Origin of the sequence: Streptomyces sp. NBC_01390 (genome assembly GCF_045040105.1) — a bacterium.
Taxonomy (GTDB): Bacteria; Actinomycetota; Actinomycetes; order Streptomycetales; family Streptomycetaceae; genus Streptomyces.
Genome location: NZ_CP109551.1, coordinates 7576765 through 7601037, shown reverse-complemented (window position 1 = coordinate 7601037; position 24273 = coordinate 7576765). Strand labels below are relative to the sequence as shown.

The following is a 24273-nucleotide window of genomic DNA, read 5'->3' as shown; positions in this document are numbered from 1 at the left end:
CCGGCGATCCGGTCCCCTAGGGTCCGGCCCAGGGGCAACAGGGGGGCTAACCCCAGTGCCCGGCGGATGCCGTTTCCCTACCGTGGTGTGCATGACCGGTATGGACGCGACGGGCGCACACGACGCCGACCTGAAGAAGGAACTCAACGCCACCCTGCAGGCCCGCAGGGAACTGGGCGACGAGTACGAGTCCGCGTTTGTCGACTCGTTCCTGGAGAAGGTCGAACAGCGGATAGACAGCTCGGTGGAGCGCCGGGTACGGCGGCAGCTCGCCGAGCAGCGGATGGTGGTGGCGCGTGACTCGCGCGGGCCCAAATCCACCGACAGCTTCGGCGAGCGCTTCGGCTTCGGCATCGTCTCGCTGGTCCTGGCGATACCCCTGTCCGCCATCGGCGGCGGCGTCTCGGGCCTGCCCGGTCTGCTGGTCGCCTGGGGCGGCATCGTGGGTGTGAACGCGTTCCATGCGGTACGCAGTTCGGCCTGGCTCTTCGGCAGCAGGCACCGCGGGTCCGCGCAGGGCGGCGACTGGGAGGACTGAGGAGTCGATGGGCCGCCGGGCCGCCGGGTGAGAAAGCTGTGCGCGGGGACCGCCGCACCCCCGTTGCCGGGGGGCGGGACGACGGCGGTCCCCGCGAGGGACGCGGGCCGGGTCAGGGCCGGGCTGGCGCGTCCAGGGCGTCGGTGGAGGTCCGGGAGCCGCTCCGGAAGTCCGTGACGCCGTTTGGGTGCCGGCCTGGGCGGGGAGCCGCTCCCGCCCTTGCCGACATCCACTACTGTGCCGGTCCCGTGTTAAGCGTGTGCTGCGCGGACGTGACGCCCTCGTACCACTTCCGCGAAGTCTCCGCCGGAAAGGAATCGGGACGGAACATCGCGGCGAACACCGCAAGTTCCGTCCCGACACGCCCCGTACACCGGACGTTCCCTACTGGTTGCCGCCCTTGGCCAGGAAGGCCAGCAGGTCCTGCCGGCTGACCACACCGGTCGGCTTGCCCTCGATCAGCACGATCGCCGCGTCGTGGGCGCCCAGTACGGACATCAGGTCACCGACCGGTTCACCGGAACCGACCTGCGGCAGCGGCGGCGACATGTGCTTGTCCAGCGGGTCGTCGAGGGAGGCCCGCTGGGTGAACAGCGCGTCGAGCAGCTCACGCTCGACGACCGACCCGACGACCTCCGCCGCCATGACGTCCGGGTGACCGGCGCCGGGCTTCACGATCGGCATCTGCGAGACGCCGTACTCACGCAGCACCTCGATGGCCTGACCGACGGTCTCGTCCGGGTGCATATGGACGAGGGAGGGGATGTGGCCGTGCTCCTTGTAGTCGAGGACGTCGGCGACGCGGGCGGAGGGCCCGGAGTCCTCCAGGAAGCCGTAGTCGGCCATCCACTCGTCGTTGAAGATCTTGCTGAGGTATCCGCGCCCGCTGTCGGGCAGCAGTACGACGACCACGTCGTCCGGGCCGAGCCGCTCGGCGACCCGCAGCGCGGCGACGACGGCCATCCCGCAGGAGCCGCCCACCAACAGGCCCTCCTCCTTGGCGAGCCGCCGGGTCATCTGGAAGGAGTCCTTGTCGGACACGGCGACGATCTCGTCGGCGACGGTCCGGTCGTAGGCGGTGGGCCAGAAGTCCTCGCCCACACCCTCCACCAGGTACGGCCGCCCGGATCCGCCGGAGTACACGGACCCCTCGGGGTCGGCCCCGACGACCTGGACGCGCCCGTCACTGGCGTCCTTCAGGTAGCGCCCGGTCCCGGAAATGGTCCCGCCGGTGCCGACGCCCGCCACGAAGTGGGTGATCCGCCCCTCGGTCTGCTCCCACAGCTCGGGGCCGGTGGAGTGATAGTGCGAGAGGGGGTTGTTGGGGTTGGAGTACTGGTCGGGCTTCCAGGCGCCCGGCGTCTCACGCACCAGCCGGTCGGACACGTTGTAGTACGAGTCCGGGTGCTCGGGGTCGACGGCGGTCGGGCAGACCACCACGTCGGCGCCGTAGGCACGCATCACGTTGATCTTGTCGGTGGAGACCTTGTCAGGGCAGACGAAGATGCACTTGTAGCCCTTCTGCTGGGCCACGATGGCCAGCCCCACCCCGGTGTTTCCGCTGGTCGGCTCGACAATCGTGCCGCCGGGCTGCAGTTCCCCGCTCTTCTCCGCCGCCTCGATCATGCGCAGGGCGATGCGGTCCTTCACGGACCCGCCGGGGTTGAAGTACTCGACCTTCGCGAGGACGGTCGCCTGAATGCCCGCGGTCACACTGTTGAGCCTCAGCAGCGGGGTGTTGCCGACGAGGCTGATCATCGAGTCGTGGAATTGCACCGTTGTCTCCGGTTGCCGCACATGAATGTGGTCGTCATTGGTGCCGCCAGCCTAAGGCTCAGCCCCGGCATTCACCTCACGTCACGATTGACGGACCGCCGCTACGGGGCAAGGAGTGGGTGTACGGCTACGAGGAGGTGGCGGCGACGCATGACGAGCATGTCCAGGGCAAGGGTGGCCCGGCGGATCGCGGCCGGAGCCGCGTACGGCGGTGGCGGGATCGGCCTGATGAGCGTGGCGGCCGTAGGACTGGTACTGGCCGAGGTACGGCTGGCGAAACGCCAGGTGGGCAACGGACGCGGTCCGCACCCGCCGAGCGCGGACGGCCTGTACGGACGCGGATACTCCACCCCGGGTGAACCCCCACTCAGACTCGTCCTGCTGGGCGACTCCACGGCGGCCGGCCAGGGCGTCCACCGGGCCCGCCAGACCCCGGGCGCACTGCTCGCGTCCGGCCTGTCGGCGTTCGCGGAACGCCCGGTGGAACTGCGCAACGTGGCGCTGCCCGGCGCCCAGTCCGACGACCTGGACCGCCAGGTGGGGCAGGTCGTCTCGGCGGCCGACCGGATCCCGGACATCTGCGTGATCATGGTCGGCGCGAACGACGTCACACACCGGATGCCCCCGACCCGCTCGGTCCGCCATCTCTCCTCGGCGGTACGCCGCCTCCGCACCGCCGGCGCGGAGGTGGTCGTGGGCACCTGTCCCGACCTGGGCACCGTCGAACACGTGCAGCAGCCGCTGCGCTGGCTGGCCCGGCGGGCGTCCCGGCAACTGGCGGCGGCACAGACGATCGGGGTCGTGGAGCAGGGGGGCCGCACGGTGTCGCTGGGCGACCTGCTCGGCCCCGAGTTCGAGGCCAACCCACGTGAACTGTTCGGCCCGGACAACTACCACCCGTCGGCGGAGGGCTACGCGACGGCGGCGATGGCCGTACTCCCGACGGTGTGCGCGGCGCTGGGCCTGTGGCCGGCGGAGGAGGAGCGCCCGGACGCCTCCCGCCGCGAGGGCTTCCTCCCGGTGGCGAGGGCGGCGGCGGAGGCCGCGTCGGAGCCGGGCACGGAGGTCGCGGCGGCGATGCCCACGGGGCCGCGTGGCCCCTGGGCCCTGTTGAAGCGCAGGCGGCGCAGGCGCGTACCGGCGACGGACCCGTCCCCTACAGCGAGGGGAGTGTCGAGCGGCTGATCCCGGCGAGGGCGTCCCGGAGGGTCGGACGACCCGAGTCCCCGGGAGCCCGTTCGACCCAGCGGGCACCGATATGCCCGTCGGGCCGGACGAGCAGTGCGCCACACGGACGAAGGCCGCACTGCTCGGCGTACGCACCGGGCAGAGCCTCGACGCGCAGGGGCAGCTGGGACCCCCGGGGCACTCGGGCCGAGGCGGCGGCCTCCTGCTCCCACTCCTCCGGAGCAGGAGTGAGCAGTGTGAACCACTCACCGAAAGAATCGAGGGTGGAGCGGCCGGGCGTGAGCCAGAGGTGGGGCATGCGATGCCCGGGCTCGGCGGTAGGCACGTAGTCAGTGCCGGGCTCGGGCAGCTCGGCGGAACTGCCGTGATCGCCGCCGTAGCCACTGCTGTGATCGCTGCTGTGATCGCTGCCGTGATCGCTGCCGCCGACGAAAACGGCGCCGCCGGAGCCGTAGACGACCCCGAGCACAAGCCCGAGTTGGGCGAAGTACCGCTCCGACCAGGGCAGTTCGACCTGCCCCGGGGCTGCCGGGCCCGCCCCGCTCCGGAGTTGTTCGCGGCGCCGGTCCTGGGCCTGGAACATCAGCTGGGCGTTGGCCACCGCTTGACGAAGCGTAAGTCGGGCAACGGGTTGCCGCTCCACCTCGTAGCTCTCCAACAACCTGGCTCCTGCCCACCCCTGCAGAACCCCGGCCAGTTTCCAGCAGAGGTTGTGGACATCGGCGATGCCGACGTTCATGCCCAGACCGCCGGCCGGGGGCAGCGTGTGCGCGGCGTCACCGGCCAGCAGGACCCGGCCGCGCCGGAAGCGCTCGGCGACGTACGCGGTCGTGGTCCAGTGCTGGACGCGCAGCACGTCGGCCCGTACGTCGTGTCCGTCGGGCCCGAGGGCGCGCGAGACGAGGCCGGGCCAGTCGGCGCGCGCGGGGTCGTCCGGGGTGGGAGCGATCCAGGCCCAGCCTCCCTCGGGGTAGAGCGGCAGGAACGAACCGTGGGCGGTGGCGTAGACGCCTGCGGGTTGACCGGCGGACCAGCTGGTGAGGTCGGCGTCGAACACGACGGTGGTGACGCGCCCCAGGGCGCCCGGACCGGCGGTGTCGATGCCCAGCAGCCCCCGGACGGTGGAATTGGCCCCGTCGGCGGCGAGGACGTACCGGGCCCGGACGCGGGTCTCCTCCCCACTCCCCCGGTCGACGAGCCGGGCGACGACGCTCGCGCCCTCCTCGACGAGCCCGACGACCTCGACCCCGAACCGCACCGTCACGTCGTCGTCGGCGGCGGCTCCGAGAAGGGTGGGCTCCAGCCGGTCCTGCGAGGTGACCACACCGATCGCGGGACTCTCGGGCACGGGCCCGTTGACCCCGATCATCGCCGCGCTGGCGAAGTCACGGCCGAGCAGGGTGTCACGGAAGCGGATACGCCCGTACTCCGGTGCGAAGGCGTTGCCGGCGATGGTGTCGGCCAGCCCGAGCTGCCGAAAGATCTCCATCGACCGCACATTGACCAGCCGCGACCGCGGAAAGGGCGACAACTCGACCCGCTTCTCGACGAGCAGCACCCGCACACCCCAGCGCTCCAGCAGCGCGCGAGCGGTGAGCCCGACGGGGCCGCCGCCGACGATCAGCACATCCACCGTCATGAGATCCATCATCCGGACTGGGCGCCCGCCCGCAAACGGCGAGGCGACCGGCGCGGGCAGCACGGGCGGCGGCGCATCGGGGGCGTACCGGGGATACCGGGGGTAGGCCGTGCGGGAAACCAGTGGGCTCGCCCCGGGCACATCGGGCAAGCTGCTCTATCCGATCAGGGGGAGGCTCTGGGATGGGTTACCAGCTGGAAGCAGTGATCGCCGGGGACGAGTTGCTCCGTACCGCGTCACGAGAGGTTCCGGGCGCCCGGGTGGCAAGGCTCCACCAGGGCCTGTCGCTGATGCCGATGACGGATGAGGTCTTCGACGCCGTCACGGACGGCAGCACAGAGCAGATCCTGGGATTCTGGCGACTGCCGGGAGGCTTCGACGGACTGCTCGCCCAGTGGTCCACCGCAGGGCCGGTCGCCTATGTCGAGGCCGAGTACTTCGGCGGCGCCGGTGAGCAGAGAGCTGTCGTGTGGGCCAAGGGTGTGCTGACGCTGGGGCCTGTGGACGATGCGACGAGCGAGGGCTTGTCCAGCGCGGTCAGCCCGATCTCGCAGGCGCTTCGACGCCTGGGCGCAGGCCGAGCTCCAGGCACGGACGAATTCGAGACCGTGGGCCTGAACCGCCACCGGGACAACGAGGGCTGGCTCTCTTCCAGTACCGGCTGAGCCGCCGCCCGCTCCCCCCTCCATGCACCACCCTGGCCCAGTCCTCCGTGACCTGTCCACGGAAAGGCCGGGCCTTGGCGTCACCCTCCGAGCCCGGAACCAGCGCCAACCTTGCGTGGTTCAGGGAACCTCACGCGCAGGTTTCCGTCGCCGTCTCCGGGGCTGGGGTCGGGAGCGGGTTCGGGTGGTGGCATGTGCAGGTGCAGACGAGGTAGTGGACTCCGGGTACGCCGGTGTCGCGGGGTTCGGAGTCCCGGCAGTCGGGGTGCTGGCTCAGAGCGCAGCGGGGGGAGCGGAAGGGGAGTTCCGGTGCCCAGGCGGGTTCGGGGGTGTGGGTCATCGCCCACCCATGTCCTCGCCGAGGCCTGACCCACCGACGAGGGGGATGACGTTCCAGCGTGCGCCCTTGGCGTCCAGGTGATCGTCCTCGTGCTCCTGGGGAAGGATGCACGCGCCGGTCTCGCTGAGGATGGGTGCCCGACAGAACAGAGAAGCGCGGATCGTCCCGCACTTGTCGGCCTCGCCGATGGGGCTGGTGGTCATCCGACACCTCCGTCGTACGCCTGGCGGTAGGCGCCCCACAGTCCCTGTCCGCTCTCACACCCTTCCTGCGCCGTCCGGACCCGCTTGCAGTGGTCGCATTTGCGGGCGTGCTCGAACCAGAGTCGGTAGGCGTGCAGCATGGGCAACTCGGCCTGGCGTACGGCGGCTTGGACCTTAGTACCCCTCGCGCTGGTCATCGGGCCATCACCGCATCCGACTCGGCGTGAATGTCCCGGATGCCGAAGTGAAACCCGAAGTCGGCTGCCAGCACCGCGACCTCGCGTCGGCGTAGCCGCACCGCCCGTGCACGCGCCGCCCCGTTGCGACGCACACGTGCAGTACGGCGCGCGGCGACAGCCTCCGACTCCAATTCCGGAACCGAGTCCGCGAGGGCGGGCAGGTAGGGCCGTGACAGTCGGGACGCGGAACCGTCCAGGGGACCCTGGTCGGTGCTGTACGGCGACCGGCGCACAGCCTGCACTCGTACCCGCCGATCGGCGTGGCCCCTTGGGGTCTCGCTGGTCACGACCATGCGCGTCGACGGCGTTGCTTTCCGGCGAGTGCCGGTCGGTGGGATCAGGCAGGTGATGCCCCAGAGAACCAGGGTCACCACAACCCAGTGCAGCGCGGCAGCGCTACGCTCGGCCACGTTCATCAACTCCAACCAGTTGGTGGGCCACGCCCCGGGAGTCCTGACCGACTCGCCGGGGTCTGTCTCATCTCAAGGATACGCGCATTCGCGCATTCGCGGTCGCTCGGTTTCGCGAAGACGCATACGTTCGAGGGCATGGATCTCGACCGGGGCAAACCTGTATGGACCCAGATCGCCGATGAACTGCGACGCAGGATCGATGCCGGTACGTACGTTCCCGGTGCGCGTTTCCCCGCCGTGGTGGACCTCGCCGCAGAGTTCGACGTCGCGGCCTCGACGATTCAGAAGGCTGTGGCCGCGCTGCGGACGGAAGGCAGGCTCCGCACTGTGCTGGGGCAAGGCTCGTTCGTTGAGGACGCTCCCCCGCGCCGCGGATAGACACGCGCGTCATATGGTTCACGGACTCGCACTGCGCTCTCCTGAACGACGATCCCGAGGTGCAGGCCGAAGCACTGGGAATGCTCGATATGTCCGTGCTGCATCAGGGATCCCTGTACAGCTCCACCCCGCCAGCGGCACTGTTCGTCACAGCCATCCTGCCCCACCGCCAGACTTTGGCCGAGCACGAGAGCTTCTTCCCCTGGGACGACCGGACTCGCCCCCTACGGGCCGCGCTACTCGACTGGCTCGGACAGATCGCCGACTCGGCCTCCTACGGTGAGGACCCCGGCAGCGAGGACGAGTACGGGGTTGAGTACGACGGCGAGGACGAGCTCGGAGCGATCCACGCATGCCGGAGTATCCGACGCGAGCTCTACGACGCGGTCGAACCGTTCCTTGACGATCCGCATCCGGACACCCGAGAGGCAGCCCTCGGAGCAGTCACGCTGCTTCTGAAGGCACCCGACCTCGCCGAGGTCGTTCCCCGCGCCGCCCACCGCCTGCGTAACGTTCTCTCAGCGGACGGCAGTCGCCGAGAACGCTCCTCCGCAGTTCTCGCCCTGGGTACCTGGGGCCAGGACACCACCAGCCTCCTCAACGATCCTGATCCAGCTGTGCGCACCTGCGCCGCTCTGGCCAGCGGATGCGCGCCAATGCCACGCGCCACCGCCGTCCTGACAACCAGGGCTACGGAGCCGCCTACGCGGCGGAACTCGCCCACCGCTGACCCACGCCGCTCAGTAATCGGTGGAGGGCTCTGCCGAGGCGTGCAGCAGCAGGTCGCGCAGCGCCGTGGCGGTGTCCGACGGCTCGGTGGAGGTGAGGACGACCTGGTCGGCGGTGGTCGAAGGGCCGGTGAGGGGGATGATGCGCAGGCCGGGTGGCTGGTGGTCGAGTGCGGACTCGAGGGTGATACCGATGCCCGTTCCCGCGGCGACATGAGCGGCGATGGCGTGCACGCTGTCGGCGGTTCTGATGATGCGCAGGTCGGCTCCGCCGATGTGGAAGGCGTCCAGGAGGCGGTCGCAGAGACCGCTGTTGATCTGGTGGGGCCAGGTGAGCAGGTCGGTGGTTGACAGTTCGGAAGCGGTCAACTCGGCGTGCCCAGCGAGGGGGTGGGCCGCGGGTACGAGCGCCATGAACCTCTCGGTGGACAGCACCCTCGCGCGTACGCCGGTGACGTCGCCGGTCGCCCAGCCGATGCCAAGGCCGATCGTCTCCGCCCGCAGGGCGGTGAGCTGGGCTGTGGTCGGCATGGCCTCCGGCACGATCGTCACGTCGGGGAAACGGCTCCGCAGTTGCGGCAGGCAGCGCAACAGCAGCTGGTGGCCGGTGTATTCGGCGTGAGCGACGACGAGAGTGGTGCGGGTTCCCTCGCCGGCGGCCAGGGAGCGTCCGCGCTGCTGGAAGCCGCGCAGCTGGGCCAGGGTGGCGTGGGCGTCGGGCAGCAGCGCTACGCCAAGATCAGTCAGTGACACCCGGCGGCTGGTGCGGTGGAACAGCCGCCCGCCCAGGGCGCTCTCAAGGCGCCTGACGGCGTCGCTGACGGTGGGCTGCCCCCTGTGTAGGCGCACGGCAGCACGGCCGAAGTGCAGCTCTTCGGCGACCGCGACAAATGCTTCCAGTTCCATCCTGTCCACGGGACCAGGCTAACGCGATCGATCGGTGTGACCGATCGCTGCGTGCCGAAGTTCGGCGTTGATGCTGTGCCGTCCGCCGAGTGTGATGGGTGGGCAAGCAGGGATTTCCCCACGACCGGAAGTAGTGAAGAGCAGATGGCAGTCAATGACGTTGTCCGTGAGCACGATGCGCTGATGGCCACGGTGACGGTGGTCTACCACTCGGTGCACGGGCACACCCGGGTGCTGGCCGAGCACCTCGCGGACGGGGCGCGGCTGGTGCCGGGTGCCCAGGTGCATCTCGTCGAGATCCGGCCCGAGGACGTCACTGCGGGCCGTTGGCACGATGCGGAGGTGCTGGCGCTGCTGGAGCGCTCCGATGCGATCGTCTTCGGCAGCCCGACGCTGATGGGCAGTGTGTCTGCCGTGTTCAAGGCGTTCATGGAGGCGGCGTTCACGCCGTTCATCACGCAGGCGTGGAAGGACAAGCTCGCCGGAGCGTTCACCATGTCCGCCTCGCAGAGCGGCGACAAACTGGCGGTCCTGGAGCAGTTGGCGGTCTTCGGCGCGCAGATGGGCATGCAGTGGATCGGCGTGGGCGACATGCCGGGCAACAACTGGAGCGGTGGCACCCGCGACGATGTGAACCGGCTGGGCTCATGGCTGGGCCTGATGAGCCAGAGCCACGCCGACCTGGGGCCGGAGCAGGCCGGATCGCGCGGCGACCTGATCACCGCGGAGCGGTACGGCGAGCGGATCGCCCGGCTGACTCAGCGTTGGGTCAACGCCGTGCCGTACGAGACTCCCCGGATGACCGAACACGAGGCCCGCGCCCTGTCGGCCTCCCTCAGGGAGACGGACGACGCACCGGCAGCGCTGACCAGCGCCTGACCTCGCAGATCGCCCCGCCCGCAGCGCACGGCACCTGACCGGCCGGGCCGAGCCATTCCGCAGCTTCCGATAGCCGGGCTTACCAATACACGTCCAGCAGACCCGGGTCGAGGACGCCTGGGTGACCGGGCAGCAGCGGGCCGCGAAGCGGCTGGAAGGACTGATGGGATGAAGTGGAACCTGCGGCTGACCGCTGCGAATAAGAGCCCGCGCAGATAGGCAGCGTGGAAAGCCTCGCCATCAAGGTGGGCACAGGCCCAGTGAATATTGAGTTGCGACGCTCTGTGACCGTTGGCGAGACCTGTGCGCATCCTTCGTTTCAGATCGCCTGCGTGGCCAGCCTGCGCAGGGCCCGCACGGCAGGTGATCCGGGGTCGGCCGTCATCAGGACAACCTCCTGGTCATCCTCGGGCACGAGCAGGACGTCGCAGTTCAACCGCAGCGCACCGGCCTCTGGATGGTCCAGGGTCTTGGTGCGATGCCCGGGAGCGTGGACGGGACGCGTCTCCCAGATCTGCCGGAACTCCTCACTGCCGGCGTGCAGTTCGGCCAGCAGCGCGGCCAGCTGCGGGTCATGCGGGTAGCGGTCCGCGGCCCGGCGCAGCCGCGCCACCACGATGTGCCCGAACTCCTCGGCGCTGGAGCTCTCGTACGTCCGCCCCTGGCCCAGGAAGCGGCGTCGGGCCAGGTTCGTCGTCCCGCCTCCAAGGTCGGCGCCGAGCAGTGCCCGGGCCAGGGGGTTCCAGGCGACAACGTCGTACGCCGCGTCAGTGACGATGGCACCGGTCTCCGGCAGCCGCTCCAGCATCCGGGCCACGTGCGGGCGCACCCGCCGCACGGCGCTGATGCCGGGCGGCGCGCTCGAACCCGCCAGGCGGAACAGATGGCTGCGCTCGGCCGGCGTGAGCCGCAGCGCGCGGGCCAGCGCGTCCAGGATCCGGGCCGATGGCCGCGGCCCCCGGGCCTGCTCCAGCCGCGTGTAGTAGTCGACCGACATGTGGGCGAGCTCCGCCACCTCTTCGCGGCGCAGACCCGGTGTGCGGCGGTCGGTGCCCGTCGCCGCCAGGCCGATCTCGTGCGGACGCAGGGCCGCCCGGCGGTCCCGCAGGTAGTGGGCCAGCTCCTGCCGCGCCATGTCGCCTCCTCCCACTGCCTGGTACAGGCTGTCCCTGGCAGGGCACCCACGACCAGGGAAGTGTGGTTGCCATGAATGAACGCACAGCTCTGGTCACCGGTGCCAACAAGGGCATCGGCAAGCATATCGCCCGGCTGCTCGCTGCCGAGGGCCTCACCGTGTACGTGGGCTCCCGTGACCCCGGGCGCGGGCAACGGGCCGTCGAGGAGATCGGAGCCGGGGCCCGTCTGCTGGTCCTCGACGTGACAGATCCCGACGGCGTCGCACAGGCCGCGGCTCAGATGGACCGCTTGGACGTGCTGGTCAACAACGCCGGCATCTCGCCGTCACTCGCCCCGCCGACCGACACCGGCGTCGAGGAGTACCGGCGCACATACGAGACCAATGTGTTCGGGGTAGTGGCGGTGACCAATGCCTTCCTGCCCGCCCTGCGCCGGTCCCCGAGCCCGCGCATAGTCAACATCTCCAGTGGCACTGCGTCGCTGACCTGGAGCACCACCCCCAACCCCCAGTTCACCCCGGGAAGCGGCGGCGGCGGCGCCTACCGGTCGTCCAAGGCCGCCCTCAATGCCCTCACCGTCCTCTACGCCCAGACGCTGGCTGAGGACGGGTTCAAGGTCAACGCGCTCGCCCCCGGCCTGCGGGCCACTGATCTCAACCCCCGGGCCGCCGCTGCCGACGGCGACCCGGCCGAGGCCGCGCAGGGTGCCCTCCGCCTGGCCCTGCTGCCGGACGACGGCCCCACCGGTGGCTTCTTCTCCTGGGACGGAACGCCCGTGCCCTGGTGATCAGTCATGGGCGGCGTCGAGGACGGGTGTCCCATCGGTGTGTGGTCCATGCCTGCCGGATCAGACTGCGCACGGTGATGATCGTGTCGGCGAGGTCGAAGAAGGCGTCGATGACGGTGGTGCGCCGCTCGTAGCAGCGGGCGAGCCGGTAGAAGGCGTTCTGTCAGGCGTGGGTGCGTTCGACATGCCACCTCTGACTGGCCTGGATGGGCGCCTTCTCCCCTTGTGCGCGATGCGTCCGTGCAGGCCGCGTTCGTTGAGCAGCGCGCGGGTCCTGTCCGAGTCGTAGCCGGCGTCTAGATGCACCGTGATGTCGTCGGGTAACAGCCCCAGGTCGTTCAGACGATCCAAGGTCGGGGCGGGCAACGGGGAGTCGTTTCGGTTGGTACCGGCCAGGACACGACCCAGCGGAATGCCGTACCCGTCCGTCATGCCCGAGCGTTTCAGGCCCTGTTTGCCGCGGTCGACCGGTGAGCGACCGGCCACCTCGCCGCCTCCGGGCGCCTTGGTGATGGAGCCGTCCACGGCGATCTGATCGAGGACGAGGCCGACGATCCGGTCGTAGGAGGCAAGAATGGCGCTGCCCGAGCTTGCGCAGCGCCATTCTTGCCTCCTACGACCAGGTGGGGATCACTGCGAACGAGCTTGCACGCCAGAGAAAGCCCAGCGCCACGAACTTGCGCGAACTTGCACGCGGCGGCGCCCCGCCGGGCGGGTGAAGGCCCCCAGCCATCACCCGCCCGCACCTCATCTCACCAGCAGCGCCACCTCAGCCCACCCGGTACCCCCGAATCACCCGGTACTCCACCGCTCCCCCGTCCGCGAACCCGGCACTCGCCCGCAGCGACACATACCCGCCGGTCACCGGCCGCCCCGGCAGCGGCACCGTCCAGGCATCCCGACCCACCTTCACCAGCCGGGCCTTCCGCCAGCTCGCCCCGTCGTCGTACGACACGTCCACCGACACCGTCCGTACCGCCGAGGGAGCCGCCCCCGGCTGCCGTACCAACCGCATCGGAATGACAGCCGTACGCCCCGTATTGGTCTGGTCGACGGCCGGAGCGAAGTCGAAGGCCGACAGGGCCACCGGCATGCTCCCGCTCACCTCTCCCGAGCGGAAGGTCCAGGAGCCGCTGATGTCCGTACCGAGGTCGAAGTCTCCCTTGGTGGCGCTGCGCGCGGAGGAGTACTCCAGGCGGTAGGTCGACTCGGCCGCCGGGACCGGGCCCGAGGCGTCGGTCCAGGGGTAGTCCAGCTCGACGATCTTCTGGTCGCCGCGGTAGAAGGCGACCCTGCTCGTGTCGCACTCCGTGTAGCCGGTGTGGCCCGCGTGGTCGCCGGCCATCGGGATGTTGAAGGAGAGGCGGTTGCCGTCGCGGGTGACGAAGGTCTGGCGGCCGAAGCGTGGGCCGGGTACCGCCTGCTGCCAGTTGATGGTGTAGCGCTTGCCGGGCCTGTAGGTCTCGTAGTTGTTCGAATAGAACTGCGTCTGGAACGTCCCGTCGGCCGCGTACTGGTTGTAGCGCGCCTCCCACATCGTGTCGGCGGCCTTGTAGTAGACGGTCCGGTGGCCCGGGTTGTCGAACCAGATCGCGCCCGCCGACAGCGCGCTCCCGCCCTCCGGCGGGAAGCCGAAGTTGTGCTGGAAGGCCCGCGAGGGCGCCCCCGTCACCGAGTAGTACTTCTGCTTCACCTCCGCCAGTTCGCTCTGGCGCACCACCCGGCGGAAGTTCGTCTGCAGATGGCCCCGTTCGAACCACACCAGCACGTATTCGTACGGCGAGTCGTCGTACGTTCCGTCCTTGCCCTTCTTCGCCCAGAAGCCGCGTACGTCGGCGACCAGCGCTCCCTCCCCCGGGCCCACGTCGTCGCCGAGCGCGGCCGTGAACAGTTTGCCGAAGGAGTCGGCGGTGACCCGCATGCCGTAGCCCGTCCCGTTGGTGAGCTCGCGGCGGAAGCCGACCGCGGCGAGACGCAGACTCGCGTCCTTGCGCGAGAGGGTCGCCGAGACGGGGGTGCCCTTGCGGGCGTCGAGGACGATCTCGCTGTCGCCGGTCACCGTGAGGGTGGGTCGGACCAGCAGGGTCGAACTGCCGTCCGACGGGGTGATGACCGACGCGTTGACCGTGTAGCGGCCCTCGGGGACGGAGACCGTGCCTGAGCCCGAGGGGTCGTACACGAAGCGGTAGACCTTGCCGTCCAGGCTCATGATGTCGGTCCAGTAGTCGGCCGCCGGATTTCCCGCGCGGTCGATGACCTTGACCGTCAGTTTGTGGGTGGGGGTGGCCTTGGTGATCGTCAGCGGTACGCGGACCGAGGTGTCGGTGGTCGTGTCCACGCCTACCAGCGCGCCCTCGAACACTCCCGTGCCGCTCTCCACGCGCGTGTCGGCGGTCACCGTCACAGTGGTCGTGCCGCCCGCCGGGACGGTCGCCCGCTCCGGGGTGACCGTGAACATGCCCGCCGGGGAGGGGGAACCGTCGGGGCCGGTCACCCGTGCCGCGAAGTCCAGGGTGCGTGGCTCCGTGCCGTCGTTCCGGTACGTCACGGACCTGACCACCGGTACGTCGTCGTCGGCCGGGGCCTCCTGGGTGCCCAGAGGCAGGGACGTGGGCGTGGCGAGGACCGACTGGTGAACGGCGCGGGCCACGTCCACCCGGCCCGCGCCCTGCGCGTCGACGTCGGCGCCGGGAGTGGGCGTCGCCGACGCCATCAGGGCCGCTTTCAGCTCGGCCGCGCGCCAGTCCGGGTGCTGCCCGGCGAGCAGGGCCGCCGCCCCGGCCACGTGCGGGGTGGCCATGGAGGTACCGGATAGGGCGGTGTAGCCCGGCTCGACCTCCAGGTAGTCGCTGGTCGCGTGCACGGCCCGCGCGGCGACGATGTCCACGCCCGGTGCGGTGATCTCCGGCTTGATCGCGCCGTCCTCGCGCGGGCCCCGGCTGGAGAAGGACGCCATCACGTCCTGCTTGTCGACGGCGCCCACGGAGAGCGCGGCGTCCGCGGTGGACGGGGAGCCGACCGTGCCCTCCGAGCTGCCTTCGTTGCCCGCGGCGATCACGAAGAGGGCGCCGGTCCGCGCCGTCAGCGTGTTGACGGCCTCTTCGAGCAGGTCCTCGCCCGGTGTGTCCTCGGCGCCCAGGCTCATGTTGATCACCTTGGCGCGGGGAGCGGCCCACTCCATGCCGGCCAGGATCGACGAATCGGCGCAGTTGCGGTCTCTGCACACCTTCCCGACGATCAGTGAGGCGCCGGGCGCGACCCCCTTGTACTTCGCGCCGCCGCCCGCCACCGTCGACGCCACGTGCGTACCGTGGCCGACGTTGTCGTCGGTGTCCGCCGCGTCCGTGAAGTTCACGGCCTCCGTGACCCGTCCGGCCAGGTCGGGGTGGGTCGCGTCGTACCCGGTGTCGAGGACGGCGACGGTCACTCCCCGCCCGTCGTACCCCGCCTGCCAGGCCGTCGGCGCCCCGATCTGCGGCACGCTCCGGTCCAGGCCGACCTGCCGTTTGCCGTCCAGCCAGAGCTTGGCGACACCGCTCGCCGTGCGCAGTCCCGCCGTAGGGCTGCCCGCGGTCATCCCGTCCCAGAAGGTGCCCGCGGTCTTCTTCTCCACGGCCACGGCCGCGCCGTCGACGGCCTGCAGGGTCCGGGTCACCCGGGCTCCGGCCGTGGCGCGCAGGCTGCGGCTGCCGAGCGTCGCGTCGGCGTACGTCACGATCGTGGGCAGTACGGCCGTACCGGCGTCGTCGTACCCGGCCGCGACCAGGCCCGTCACGTCGAACAGCCGCTCGTCGACCTGACCGCCGGTGACCAGGCGCAGGGCGTCGTTCGGGACGACGTACTGGTGGCCGTCGCGCTCGAACTGCTGGAAGCCCATCGCCTCGCGGCCCGCCCCTGGCTGGATGGCCACGGCGGCCCCCGACAGGTCGACGCGGTCGCCGGTGACGAGGGTGACCCGGTGGGTGGCGGCGCCCTGTCCGGTTCCGTGGGTCCAGTCGGAGGCGGTGGCGGTCGGGTCCGTCGTACCGGTCGCACTCATGCCGCCGGTCGCGCCGGTCGCGGGGGTGACCACGGCAACTCCCTGCACCAGCAGGGCGGTTACCAGTGCACCGCTCAGTCTTCGGGACATGCGGGACATACGGCCTCCACTGTTGTGGTGGTGGTGACGGTCGTGACTCCGGTTGCGATCGACTGTCCGCCCGGTGCGATCTTCCGGGTACTCCCAACCGCCCATAACATCGCGCTATGGAGCTGGAGGTCCGCCACCTACGCGTCCTGAACGCGATCGCCGACGCCGGCTCCATCAGCCGTGCCGCAGCGGCCCTCGGCTTCACCCAGCCCGCGCTGACCGCTCAACTCCAGCGCATAGAACGGCTTTTGGGCGCTACCTTGTTCATACGGGACGGGAACGGCTCGCGGCCCACGGCGTTCGGCGCGATGGTGCTGGCGCACGCGCATGGCATCCTCACCGCCCACGAGGACCTCATGCGTGACGTAAGGCAGCGTGGCCCCGACGACTCCGACCTGACCGCCCTGCGGCTCGGCTCGATCCCCGGCCCGCTCACCGCCGTACTGGTGACCACCGCGCAACGACTGCTGCCCCGGGCCGAGATCACCCTGCACACCTGCGACACGGAGGAGGAGCAGCTCGAACTGCTCGCCACCGGCCGGCTCGACTTCGGGCTGGTCGTGGACTACCCGGAGTACGAGCTCGCGTTGCGCCCCGGGCTCAGCGACGCCCTGCTGGCCGTCGAACCCGTCTTCGTGCTGATCTCCGAAGGGCACCCGCTCGCCGACCGGCCGGACATACCGCTGCGGGACCTGTCCGGCGAGGCCTGGCTGGCCGGGGAGAACAAGGACGTACGGATGCGGGCGCAGTTCAGGGCAGCGTGCCGCCTGGCCGGGTTCTCCCCGCGCCGGGTGCAGCGCCTCAGCGGGAGCGTGGTGTTCCCGCTGGTCGGGCAGGGGCACGGGGTCGCTCTCGCGCACCCGCTGGTGACCGAGCGCGAGGGTGTCGTCGTACGGCCGCTGACCGGGGACCCGATGGGCGTGCGCCAACGGCTGGTGTGGGCGGCGTCCAGCCCCCTCGCCGAACACGCGTCCGCCCTGCACGACGCGCTCACGAAGGCGTACTGGGCGGAGGCGCGGCGGGCGCGGGTGTACTGGGAGTGGCTGGAGAGCAAGGGGCAGCTGCCGCCGGCCTCTCCCTCTCCCTCATCCTCTCCCCCACCCATCTGAGCAAGCGCTTAGAAAAGTGCGGCCCGAGTCACACCGCCACACCCGTGACCGGGGCCATACGTACGGGTAACTTCCCAAGCAGGTCCGCCCGCAAGAAGTAAAGAAGTAAGAAGCCCGAGTCGCCCCCCCGTACGCCAATGGAGTCGTCATGCCGGAAGCCGTCATCGTCTCGACCGCCCGCTCCCCCATCGGACGCGCCTTCAAGGGCTCCCTCAAGGAGCTGCGCGCCGACGACCTCACCGCCACGATCATCCAGGCCGCGCTGGCCAAGGTCCCCGAGCTGGACCCGCACGACATCGACGACCTGATGCTCGGCTGCGGTCTGCCCGGCGGCGAGCAGGGCAACAACCTCGGGCGGATCGTCGCCGTACAGATGGGCATGGACCACCTGCCGGGCTGCACGGTCACCCGTTACTGTTCCTCGTCCCTCCAGACGTCCCGTATGGCACTGCATGCCATCAAGGCGGGCGAGGGTGACGTCTTCATCTCGGCCGGTGTCGAGATGGTCTCCCGGTTCACGAAGGGCAACTCGGACTCGCTGCCGGACACGCGCAACCCGATCTTCGCCGAGGCAGAGGCCCGTACCGCCGCCGTCGCGGAGCAGGAGGGCACCTCCTGGCACGACCCGCGCGAGGACGGCCTCGTGCCGGACGCGTACATCTCCATGGGGCAGACCGCCGAGAACCTCGCCCGCGTGAAGGGCGTGACCCGGCTCGACATGGACGAGTTCGGTGTCCGTTCGCAGAACCTCGCCGAGGAAGCCATCAAGAACGGCTTCTGGGAGCGCGAGATCACCCCGGTGACGCTGCCCGACGGCACGGTCGTCAGCAAGGACGACGGTCCGCGTGCGGGCGTGACGTTGGAGGGCACCCAGGGGCTCAAGCCGGTGTTCCGTCCCGACGGACTGGTCACGGCCGGCAACTGCTGCCCGCTGAACGACGGCGCCGCGGCCGTCGTCGTCATGAGCGACACGAAGGCGCGCGAGCTGGGCCTCACGCCACTGGCCCGCATCGTGTCGACCGGCGTCTCCGGCCTCTCCCCCGAGATCATGGGCCTCGGCCCGGTCGAGGCGAGCCGGCAGGCGCTGCGCCGGGCCGGTCTCACCATCGACGACATCGACCTGGCCGAGATCAACGAGGCGTTCGCCGCCCAGGTGATCCCCTCCTACCGCGAGCTCGGCATCCCGCTGGAGAAGGTGAACGTGAACGGCGGCGCCATCGCCGTCGGCCACCCCTTCGGCATGACGGGCGCCCGGATCACCGGCACGCTCATCAACTCCCTCCAGTTCCACGACAAGCAGTTCGGCCTGGAGACGATGTGCGTCGGCGGCGGCCAGGGCATGGCGATGGTCATCGAGCGCCTGAGCTAGACCCGGGCGACACCCTCGGCGGCCCCGGGCGGCACCCGCGATCCCCAACTGGCGGAATCGTTTCGGTAATCGCGCGGACGCGGTCAGTGACAACTCGGCCCGGAACCCTGTAACCACTGGGGTTCTGGGCCGATTTGTGATCCAATCTCCCCCAGGATGTGACCTATCTCGCTCCAGCGAGGCATTTGCGCAGCTCAAGGCAGGTTCGACCCCAAACCCCGGGCCCAAAGTCCTGTCCGTTTCGTGACGTTACGCACTGACAGGTGGTTAGTCCATCCTTCAAGCTGATGTAGGAAGTCGGGGGTCGACTTTGAACCGGGAGTACGTCAGTGAGCGCTACGCCTCTTGCTCTGCTGCTCGCCACAGCCACCATCACCACGGCCGTGGGCGTCGCCGTTCTGCGCACCCTGCTGGGGCTGCGTCGGCAGATCGCGGCCCTGCACGCCGAACTGGCCGCCCAGACTCTCGCCGTAGGAGCGCACGGTCTCGTACCGCAGGCGCGCACCTCCGGTGACACCGACCGGATACGCGCCGCCGTGGCCGAGGCGCTCGCCGAGGAGCGGGAGCGGGAGCTCGCCGAGGCACGTGCCTTCTGGGCCGCCCAGGAGGCCCGTGACACGTCTGACGCGCCCTCCCTGCTCGGCCTCCCCGACAGTGAGCTGTTCCTGCCGCGCCCGGCCGACTTCGCGGGCCTGGAGTCCCTGGAGCCGGTGACCGAGGCCAGCACGGACACCGACGAGTTCGCCGGGGAGTCCGCCGAACTGGCCGCCGCCCGTCGCCGGCACCCCTCGCACCCCGACTTCGTACCGGCCCAGTCGCCCATCGTGAACGACCACGAACGCACGGTCGCCTGTCTCGAGGATCTCGCCGACTCCCGCACCGCGCTGGCCGACGTCCGCCCCGGCCCCCTCGGCACCCTCGACGTCTACGTCTTCACCGACGGCACGACCCTCTGCATGACACCGGGCCACCGGGAAACCGCCGAACGCCTCTCCGCGGCCCTGCGCTCGGGCGCGGCCCCGGTCCTCCTCGGCGGCTCGGGCATCTCGGGCGCCTACGCCCTGACGTTCGAATGCGGCGAGGAGACGGTGTACGTCCTGGCGGACAGGGTCATAGCTTCCCTGTGAGGGTCCGCCGGACCGCAGCGTGAGGGTCCGCTACACCGCGGCCCGTTGCTGAGCCTCCGCGACCAGTGTGAGCGCCGAGGCCAACTCCCCCTCGTTTCTCAGTACCAGCGCCAGATCGTGCGCGGCCACCGTCACCTGGTCCGCCGCGGCGAACATCCCCACGTCGGGCATCACCCGGGGCTCGTCCGCCGGTGACTCCAGCAGCTGGGCACGCCGTGCCAACTCCCTGGCCAGCCCCAGTGCCTCCGCCGCGGCCCCTCTTTGCAACCGACTCTGCGGCGCTGCCCGCAACCGGTCGGCAAAGTGATCCACTGCGAGCGTCAAAGGCGAGGTATCCAGCACGCCGCGAGACTACGCGTCGCAACCGGACTGTTGCCAACAACCCAACCCTCAGGCACCGTGGCGTGAAGGACCGGCTTACATCCCCTTTGCGTCCGGAGGCGCCGATGTCCCACGTCCTCTCCGAGGAGACCCACCGCAACATGCTCGCCCGCATCCCCCAATGCACCGGTCGTGAGGTATCCGACTGGTTGCGCACCGTAGACGAAGGGCCCTCCCTCTTCTGCTTCGAGGAGAAGGTCAGCTGGCTCCGGCACGAGCACAATCTCGCGTACGGCCACGCCAAAGCCCTCATTCACGAGTACGACCTGAGGAGGGCCGCGCGCAAGTTTCTCTGAGAGCACGGCCCTCTGAGAGACCGAGGCACGCACCGACACCAAGCCGAAGGGCCCCGGGGTGACCCCGGGGCCCTTCAACCGCCTACTGCGTACTGCCTACTGCCTGGCGTGCTAGTCGTTGCCCTGCAGGATGGCGACCAGCCGCAGGAACTCCAGGTAGATCCAGACCAGCGTCATCGTGAGGCCGAAGGCGGCGAGCCAGGCCTCCTCGCGCGGTGCGCCGTACGCGATGCCGTCCTCGACCTGCTTGAAGTCGAGGGCGAGGAAGCACGCGCCGAGCAGGATGCCGATGATGCCGAACATGATGCCGAGGCCGCCGCTGCGGAAGCCGAGGCCGTCACCGCCGCCGAACACCGCGAACAGCAGGTTCACGGCCATCAGCAGCACGAAGCCGAGCGCCGCCGCCATCACGAAGCCGTAGAAGCGGCGGTTGACGCGGATCCAGCCCGCCTTGTACGCCACGAGTACGGCCGTGAAGACCGCCAGCGTGCCGATCACGGCCTGCATGGCCGCACCGCTCGCGATGCGGTTGTCGACGACGCTGGAGACGACGCCGAGGAAGACACCCTCGAGCGCCGCGTACGTCACGATCAGCGCGGGCGAGGCCTTGCGCTTGAAGGACTGGACGAGGCCCAGGACCATCGCGACGAGACCGGCGCCGATGGCGATGCCGTAGGACCGGTTGATGTTCGCGTCGTCGACCGGCAGCAGCGCCCAGGCGAGCGCCGCCGTGACGACGAGCACACCGAGCGTGGTGGCCGTCCGCATGACGACGTCGTCCATCGTCATCCGGCCGGTGGAGACCGGGGCCTGCGGCGGTGCGCCGTGCTGAAGGCCCTGCTGGGCGTAGGGGTTGGTCGCGTACGGGTTGCCGCCCTGCTGGGCGTGCGGGTCCGCATACGGGTTGCCCGGCTGCGTACCGACAGCTGCGCCCCCGGCCTGCGGCGCGGTGTTGAAGCCCGCGTAGCCGTTGTCGCGGCTGAACCCCCGTCGCGAGAAGACCGGGTTGCTGCTCCTCATTGCACTCCTCCATGGCCACACTGCGTGGTCTTGGGCTCAAGAGTAATAGGTGGGCAAAGGATTGACCCTAGTGCTTGGGGAGGATCTTTCCCTCGTCCTGCTGTCGCGAACACGCTACGCGTCCCCCTGATTCCCGGCCACGGAGGCCCCGGACCATGACCAACCCGGTACAGAGCCGAGACCGCCCGCTGATCTCGTGATCGTTTGGACCTCCGTCACCTGTCCCGTCAGTCGAGAGGGAAACCCGTGTACCCCTCAGCGAGGTCGGTCTCCGCCGAGGGGGCGCCGGCGATGCGTTCCAGCCGGGCCAGCTGGAGCCGGTCCTCGAAGGGGGTGGCGTCCGGGGTCCGGTGCAGAAGGGTCGTCATGTCGTACGAGAACCGCTCGGCCTGCCAGACGCGGCGCAGACAGGTCTCGGAGTAGGCGTCGAGCAGCTGTGCCGACCCCGTCTCCTTCTGGTGCGTCAGTGCGCGCGCGAAGGTCACGACGTCACCGACGGCGAGGTTGAGCCCCTTCGCGCCGGTGGGCGGCACGATGTGCGCGGCGTCCCCGGCCAGGAACAGGTGTCCGTGGCGCATCGGCTCGTGGACGTAACTCCGCATCGGTGTCACGGACTTCTGGGTGATGGGCCCCCGGTCGAGCTTCCAGCCGTCGGCGGTCTCGAAGCGGCGCTCCAGCTCGTCCCAGATCTCCTCGTCGCCCCACTCGTCGGCGTCGGTGCCGTCCGGCACCTGGAGGTAGAGGCGGGAGACGGACGGGGAGCGCATGGAGAGAAGGGCGAAGCCGCGGTCGTGACGGGCGTAGACCAGCTCGTCGTGCGAGGGCGGTACGTCGGCGAGGATGCCGAGCCAGCCGAAGGGGTACGACCGTTCGAAGACCTGGGTGAGTTCGGCCGGGATCGCGTTACGGGCCACCCCCCAGAACCCGTCGCACCCGACGACGTACTCGCACTCCAGTACGTCCTCACGCCCCTCGTGCCGGAACCGCACCCGTGGGCTGTCACTGTCCGCGTCCTCGACGGCGAGCGCCTCCGCCTCGAAGAGCAGCGGGCCGCCGTCCGCCAGCTGGAGGGCGATGAGGTCCTTGCAGACCTCGGTCTGCGCGTACACCATCACGGACCGGCCGCCGGTGAGGGCGGGGAAGTCGACGCGGTGGCGCTTCCTGTCGAAGCGCAGTTCGATGCCGTCGTGGCGCAGGCCCTCCCGGTCCATGCGAGCACCGGCCCCGGCGGCGCGCAGCACGTCGACGGTCCCCTGCTCCAGGATCCCGGCCCGCTGCCGCCGCTCCACGTACTCCCGGTCGCGGCTCTCCAGGACGACCGAGTCGATACCGGCGTTGTGGAGCAGCCGGGCGAGCAGGAGCCCGGCGGGGCCGGCTCCGATGATGCCGACGGTGGTACGCATCGGTCGTTCCCTTCGTACACCCACGCGGGATGCTCATATCGGTCGTTGACCGTTGACCGTTGACCGTTGATCTTGGCCATTGGCCGTTCTGTTCGTGTAGTGAAATTTCCTTCACGATCTGACTGTGATGAGTGTCTGACCGGATACGGCCGCTGTCAACGGCTCGACAGTTCTACGGTTCCGCGATGAAGACCTGAATGAAGGCAGCACCGACAAATCCGGCATACGACTGTCGAAAGTGCCCGGAGCCGGACTTGAACCGGCACGCCCGCGAAGGGGCAGCGAGGTTTAAGCTCGCCGTGTCTGCATTCCACCATCCGGGCAGGCCCTGGGCTCCGCATCGAGGTTCCGAGCCTATCGGGACGCCTCACCCCTACTGAGGGTGAGGTCCCCGATGTTGTCTTATTTTATTGACTTCTGAGGGTGCATCAGCACCTGGAACGGGCCATCCGCACTTGCCAATAGCCTTTCGCGAGGCCGCCCGGCGTGCATGCGGAATGACGGAATTTCACCGCCCGAACAAGGGGGCTCCACCTGTTCTTGCCATAACCCGTCGGGGTGGGACCTAGGGGACGACCGTCATCCCCAGGTATGACACCGGCCCCCGGGGTCCGTCCGGAGTCTGCCTTCGGAACCGGAACAGCGGTTGACTACACGGCTTCCTTCGGCCACGACGATGGTTCACGAGCCTCAGACCTCGTGCCGCCGTCCCGACAGGAGCCCCACCCGTGACCACCACCCCCCTCGCCGACCGGACCACCACGGTGGCCGCCCGCGCCACGGAACTGTCCAAGGTCTACGGACAGGGAGAGACGCGGGTCGTCGCCCTCGACCAGGTCTCCGTCGACTTCCGGCAGGCCGAGTTCACCGCGATCATGGGCCCGTCCGGTTCCGGCAAGTCCACGCTGATGCACTGTGTGGCGGGCCTGGACTCGTTCTCGTCCGGCTCCGTACGCATCGGGGACACCGAGCTGGGGTCGCTCAAGGACAGGCAGCTCACCAAGCTCCGCCGGGACAAGATCGGCTTCATCTTCCAGGCGTTCAACCTGCTGCCGACGCTGACCGCCCTGGAGAACATCACCCTCCCGATGGACATCGCGGGCCGGAAGCCCGACAAGGAGTGGCTGGACTCGGTGATCTCGATGATCGGCCTCGCCGACCGTCTCCGTCACCGCCCGTCCCAGCTCTCCGGCGGCCAGCAGCAGCGCGTCGCCGTGGCCCGGGCGCTGGCCTCCCGCCCCGACATCATCTTCGGCGACGAGCCGACCGGAAACCTCGACTCCCGCGCGGGCGCCGAGGTACTGGGCTTCCTGCGCAACTCCGTACGGGAGCTGGGGCAGACGGTCGTGATGGTCACCCACGACCCGGTGGCGGCGGCGTACGCGGACCGGGTGGTCTTCCTCGCGGACGGGCGCATCGTGGACGAGCTGTACGGCCCGACGGCCGACGGCGTCCTGGACCGCATGAAGCAGCTGGACACCAGGACGGTCCGAACCAGCTGACGCGCTGCAGCGGTAACGCGGTACTGCGCTGCCGGCGGTACGGGAGTTGACGACCGGTCAACTCCCCTACCCGGCCTCACCCCTCACCCGCCTCACCCCTCATCATCACGACCCCGACTCGA

23 protein-coding genes, 1 tRNA gene and 1 pseudogene are annotated in these 24273 nt (G+C 69.9%); 11 read left to right on the top strand and 14 right to left on the bottom strand.

The annotated features are described in order from the left end of the window. Positions 1-91: 91 nt before the first annotated feature. Positions 92-538 (top strand): hypothetical protein, encoded by a 447-nt coding sequence (locus OG241_RS34335; RefSeq protein WP_405820911.1) that lies wholly within the window; start codon positions 92-94, stop codon positions 536-538. Positions 539-922: 384 nt separating this feature from the next. On the opposite strand, the gene OG241_RS34330 is transcribed toward OG241_RS34335, so the two are convergent. Then, positions 923-2314, bottom strand: a complete 1392-nt coding sequence (locus tag OG241_RS34330; RefSeq protein ID WP_405820909.1) for a cystathionine beta-synthase — start codon at positions 2312-2314, stop codon at positions 923-925. Between the two features lie 150 nt (positions 2315-2464). On the opposite strand from OG241_RS34330, the gene OG241_RS34325 reads away from it, so the two are divergent. Further along, positions 2465-3499: an SGNH/GDSL hydrolase family protein gene (locus tag OG241_RS34325; protein WP_405820907.1), complete on the top strand. Its 1035-nt coding sequence runs from the start codon at positions 2465-2467 to the stop codon at positions 3497-3499. On the opposite strand, the gene OG241_RS34320 is transcribed toward OG241_RS34325, so the two are convergent. Then, the gene (locus tag OG241_RS34320) at positions 3471-5141 is read right to left on the bottom strand and encodes an FAD-dependent monooxygenase (protein WP_405820905.1); all 1671 of its coding nucleotides are present in this window, start codon (positions 5139-5141) and stop codon (positions 3471-3473) included. The two genes, OG241_RS34325 and OG241_RS34320, sit on opposite strands and share 29 nt — an antisense overlap. A gap of 182 nt (positions 5142-5323) precedes the next feature. Between OG241_RS34320 and OG241_RS34315 the strand changes: the two genes are divergently transcribed. After that, on the top strand, positions 5324-5806 hold the full coding sequence (locus OG241_RS34315; RefSeq protein WP_405820903.1) for a hypothetical protein: 483 nt from the start codon (positions 5324-5326) through the stop codon (positions 5804-5806). A gap of 130 nt (positions 5807-5936) precedes the next feature. Here OG241_RS34315 and OG241_RS34310 read toward each other — a convergent pair whose 3' ends face one another. Genes OG241_RS34310 through OG241_RS34295 form a run of 4 tightly spaced genes read right to left on the bottom strand, consistent with a single transcriptional unit; the run spans position 5937 to position 6998 of the window. Beyond that, positions 5937-6146 carry a hypothetical protein gene (locus tag OG241_RS34310; protein WP_405820901.1) on the bottom strand — a complete coding sequence of 70 codons (210 nt, stop codon included), beginning with the start codon at positions 6144-6146 and terminating at the stop codon, positions 5937-5939. Continuing rightward, complete coding sequence (locus OG241_RS34305; protein ID WP_405820899.1) at positions 6143-6349, bottom strand: hypothetical protein; 207 nt, start codon at positions 6347-6349, stop codon at positions 6143-6145. Before OG241_RS34305 ends, OG241_RS34310 begins: the two co-directional genes overlap by 4 nt. Beyond that, a complete protein-coding gene (locus tag OG241_RS34300; RefSeq protein ID WP_405820897.1) occupies positions 6346-6546 on the bottom strand; it encodes a hypothetical protein in 201 nt (66 codons plus the stop codon). The genes OG241_RS34305 and OG241_RS34300 overlap by 4 nt, the downstream gene beginning before the upstream one ends. After that, positions 6543-6998: a hypothetical protein gene (locus tag OG241_RS34295; RefSeq protein WP_405820895.1), complete on the bottom strand. Its 456-nt coding sequence runs from the start codon at positions 6996-6998 to the stop codon at positions 6543-6545. Before OG241_RS34295 ends, OG241_RS34300 begins: the two co-directional genes overlap by 4 nt. Before the next feature lie 138 nt (positions 6999-7136). Between OG241_RS34295 and OG241_RS34290 the strand changes: the two genes are divergently transcribed. Next, a complete protein-coding gene (locus OG241_RS34290; protein ID WP_405820893.1) occupies positions 7137-7379 on the top strand; it encodes a GntR family transcriptional regulator in 243 nt (80 codons plus the stop codon). A 740-nt stretch (positions 7380-8119) separates the two neighbouring features. Here the strand turns inward: OG241_RS34290 and OG241_RS34285 are convergent. Continuing rightward, the gene (locus OG241_RS34285; RefSeq protein ID WP_405826565.1) at positions 8120-9013 is read right to left on the bottom strand and encodes a LysR substrate-binding domain-containing protein; all 894 of its coding nucleotides are present in this window, start codon (positions 9011-9013) and stop codon (positions 8120-8122) included. A 183-nt stretch (positions 9014-9196) separates the two neighbouring features. Here OG241_RS34285 and OG241_RS34280 point away from each other — a divergent pair, with 183 nt between their 5' ends. After that, positions 9197-9892: a flavodoxin family protein gene (locus tag OG241_RS34280; protein ID WP_405826563.1), complete on the top strand. Its 696-nt coding sequence runs from the start codon at positions 9197-9199 to the stop codon at positions 9890-9892. A gap of 319 nt (positions 9893-10211) precedes the next feature. On the opposite strand, the gene OG241_RS34275 is transcribed toward OG241_RS34280, so the two are convergent. Further along, complete coding sequence (locus OG241_RS34275) at positions 10212-11027, bottom strand: helix-turn-helix transcriptional regulator (protein WP_405820891.1); 816 nt, start codon at positions 11025-11027, stop codon at positions 10212-10214. 71 nt (positions 11028-11098) lie between these two features. On the opposite strand from OG241_RS34275, the gene OG241_RS34270 reads away from it, so the two are divergent. After that, complete coding sequence (locus OG241_RS34270; protein WP_405820889.1) at positions 11099-11815, top strand: SDR family oxidoreductase; 717 nt, start codon at positions 11099-11101, stop codon at positions 11813-11815. Positions 11816-11819: 4 nt separating this feature from the next. Here the strand turns inward: OG241_RS34270 and OG241_RS34265 are convergent. Beyond that, positions 11820-12388 (bottom strand): annotated as a pseudogene (locus OG241_RS34265) (transposase); the annotation flags it as partial. 196 nt (positions 12389-12584) lie between these two features. Beyond that, positions 12585-15953, bottom strand: coding sequence for a S8 family serine peptidase (locus OG241_RS34260; protein WP_405820888.1), 3369 nt, complete (start codon positions 15951-15953; stop codon positions 12585-12587). Positions 15954-16060: 107 nt separating this feature from the next. Between OG241_RS34260 and OG241_RS34255 the strand changes: the two genes are divergently transcribed. The 3 genes from OG241_RS34255 to OG241_RS34245 all read left to right on the top strand — a co-directional run bounded on the left by OG241_RS34255 (position 16061) and on the right by OG241_RS34245 (position 19549). After that, positions 16061-17053: a LysR family transcriptional regulator gene (locus OG241_RS34255; RefSeq protein ID WP_405820886.1), complete on the top strand. Its 993-nt coding sequence runs from the start codon at positions 16061-16063 to the stop codon at positions 17051-17053. A 148-nt stretch (positions 17054-17201) separates the two neighbouring features. Next, positions 17202-18422 (top strand): acetyl-CoA C-acetyltransferase, encoded by a 1221-nt coding sequence (locus tag OG241_RS34250; protein ID WP_405820885.1) that lies wholly within the window; start codon positions 17202-17204, stop codon positions 18420-18422. 329 nt (positions 18423-18751) lie between these two features. Continuing rightward, on the top strand, positions 18752-19549 hold the full coding sequence (locus OG241_RS34245) for a hypothetical protein (RefSeq protein WP_405820883.1): 798 nt from the start codon (positions 18752-18754) through the stop codon (positions 19547-19549). A 30-nt stretch (positions 19550-19579) separates the two neighbouring features. On the opposite strand, the gene OG241_RS34240 is transcribed toward OG241_RS34245, so the two are convergent. Beyond that, positions 19580-19891 carry a hypothetical protein gene (locus tag OG241_RS34240; RefSeq protein WP_405820882.1) on the bottom strand — a complete coding sequence of 104 codons (312 nt, stop codon included), beginning with the start codon at positions 19889-19891 and terminating at the stop codon, positions 19580-19582. A gap of 104 nt (positions 19892-19995) precedes the next feature. Between OG241_RS34240 and OG241_RS34235 the strand changes: the two genes are divergently transcribed. Continuing rightward, complete coding sequence (locus OG241_RS34235) at positions 19996-20226, top strand: DUF4287 domain-containing protein (RefSeq protein WP_405820880.1); 231 nt, start codon at positions 19996-19998, stop codon at positions 20224-20226. A gap of 111 nt (positions 20227-20337) precedes the next feature. Here the strand turns inward: OG241_RS34235 and OG241_RS34230 are convergent, their stop codons facing one another. The 3 genes from OG241_RS34230 to OG241_RS34220 all read right to left on the bottom strand — a co-directional run bounded on the left by OG241_RS34230 (position 20338) and on the right by OG241_RS34220 (position 22972). Further along, positions 20338-21246, bottom strand: a complete 909-nt coding sequence (locus OG241_RS34230) for a Bax inhibitor-1/YccA family protein (RefSeq protein ID WP_405820878.1) — start codon at positions 21244-21246, stop codon at positions 20338-20340. Between the two features lie 227 nt (positions 21247-21473). Next, the gene (locus tag OG241_RS34225; RefSeq protein WP_405820876.1) at positions 21474-22649 is read right to left on the bottom strand and encodes a 4-hydroxybenzoate 3-monooxygenase; all 1176 of its coding nucleotides are present in this window, start codon (positions 22647-22649) and stop codon (positions 21474-21476) included. A gap of 239 nt (positions 22650-22888) precedes the next feature. Beyond that, positions 22889-22972 (bottom strand) — tRNA-Leu (locus tag OG241_RS34220). A 405-nt stretch (positions 22973-23377) separates the two neighbouring features. Between OG241_RS34220 and OG241_RS34215 the strand changes: the two genes are divergently transcribed. Further along, on the top strand, positions 23378-24151 hold the full coding sequence (locus OG241_RS34215; RefSeq protein ID WP_405820874.1) for an ABC transporter ATP-binding protein: 774 nt from the start codon (positions 23378-23380) through the stop codon (positions 24149-24151). Positions 24152-24273: the final 122 nt, after the last annotated feature.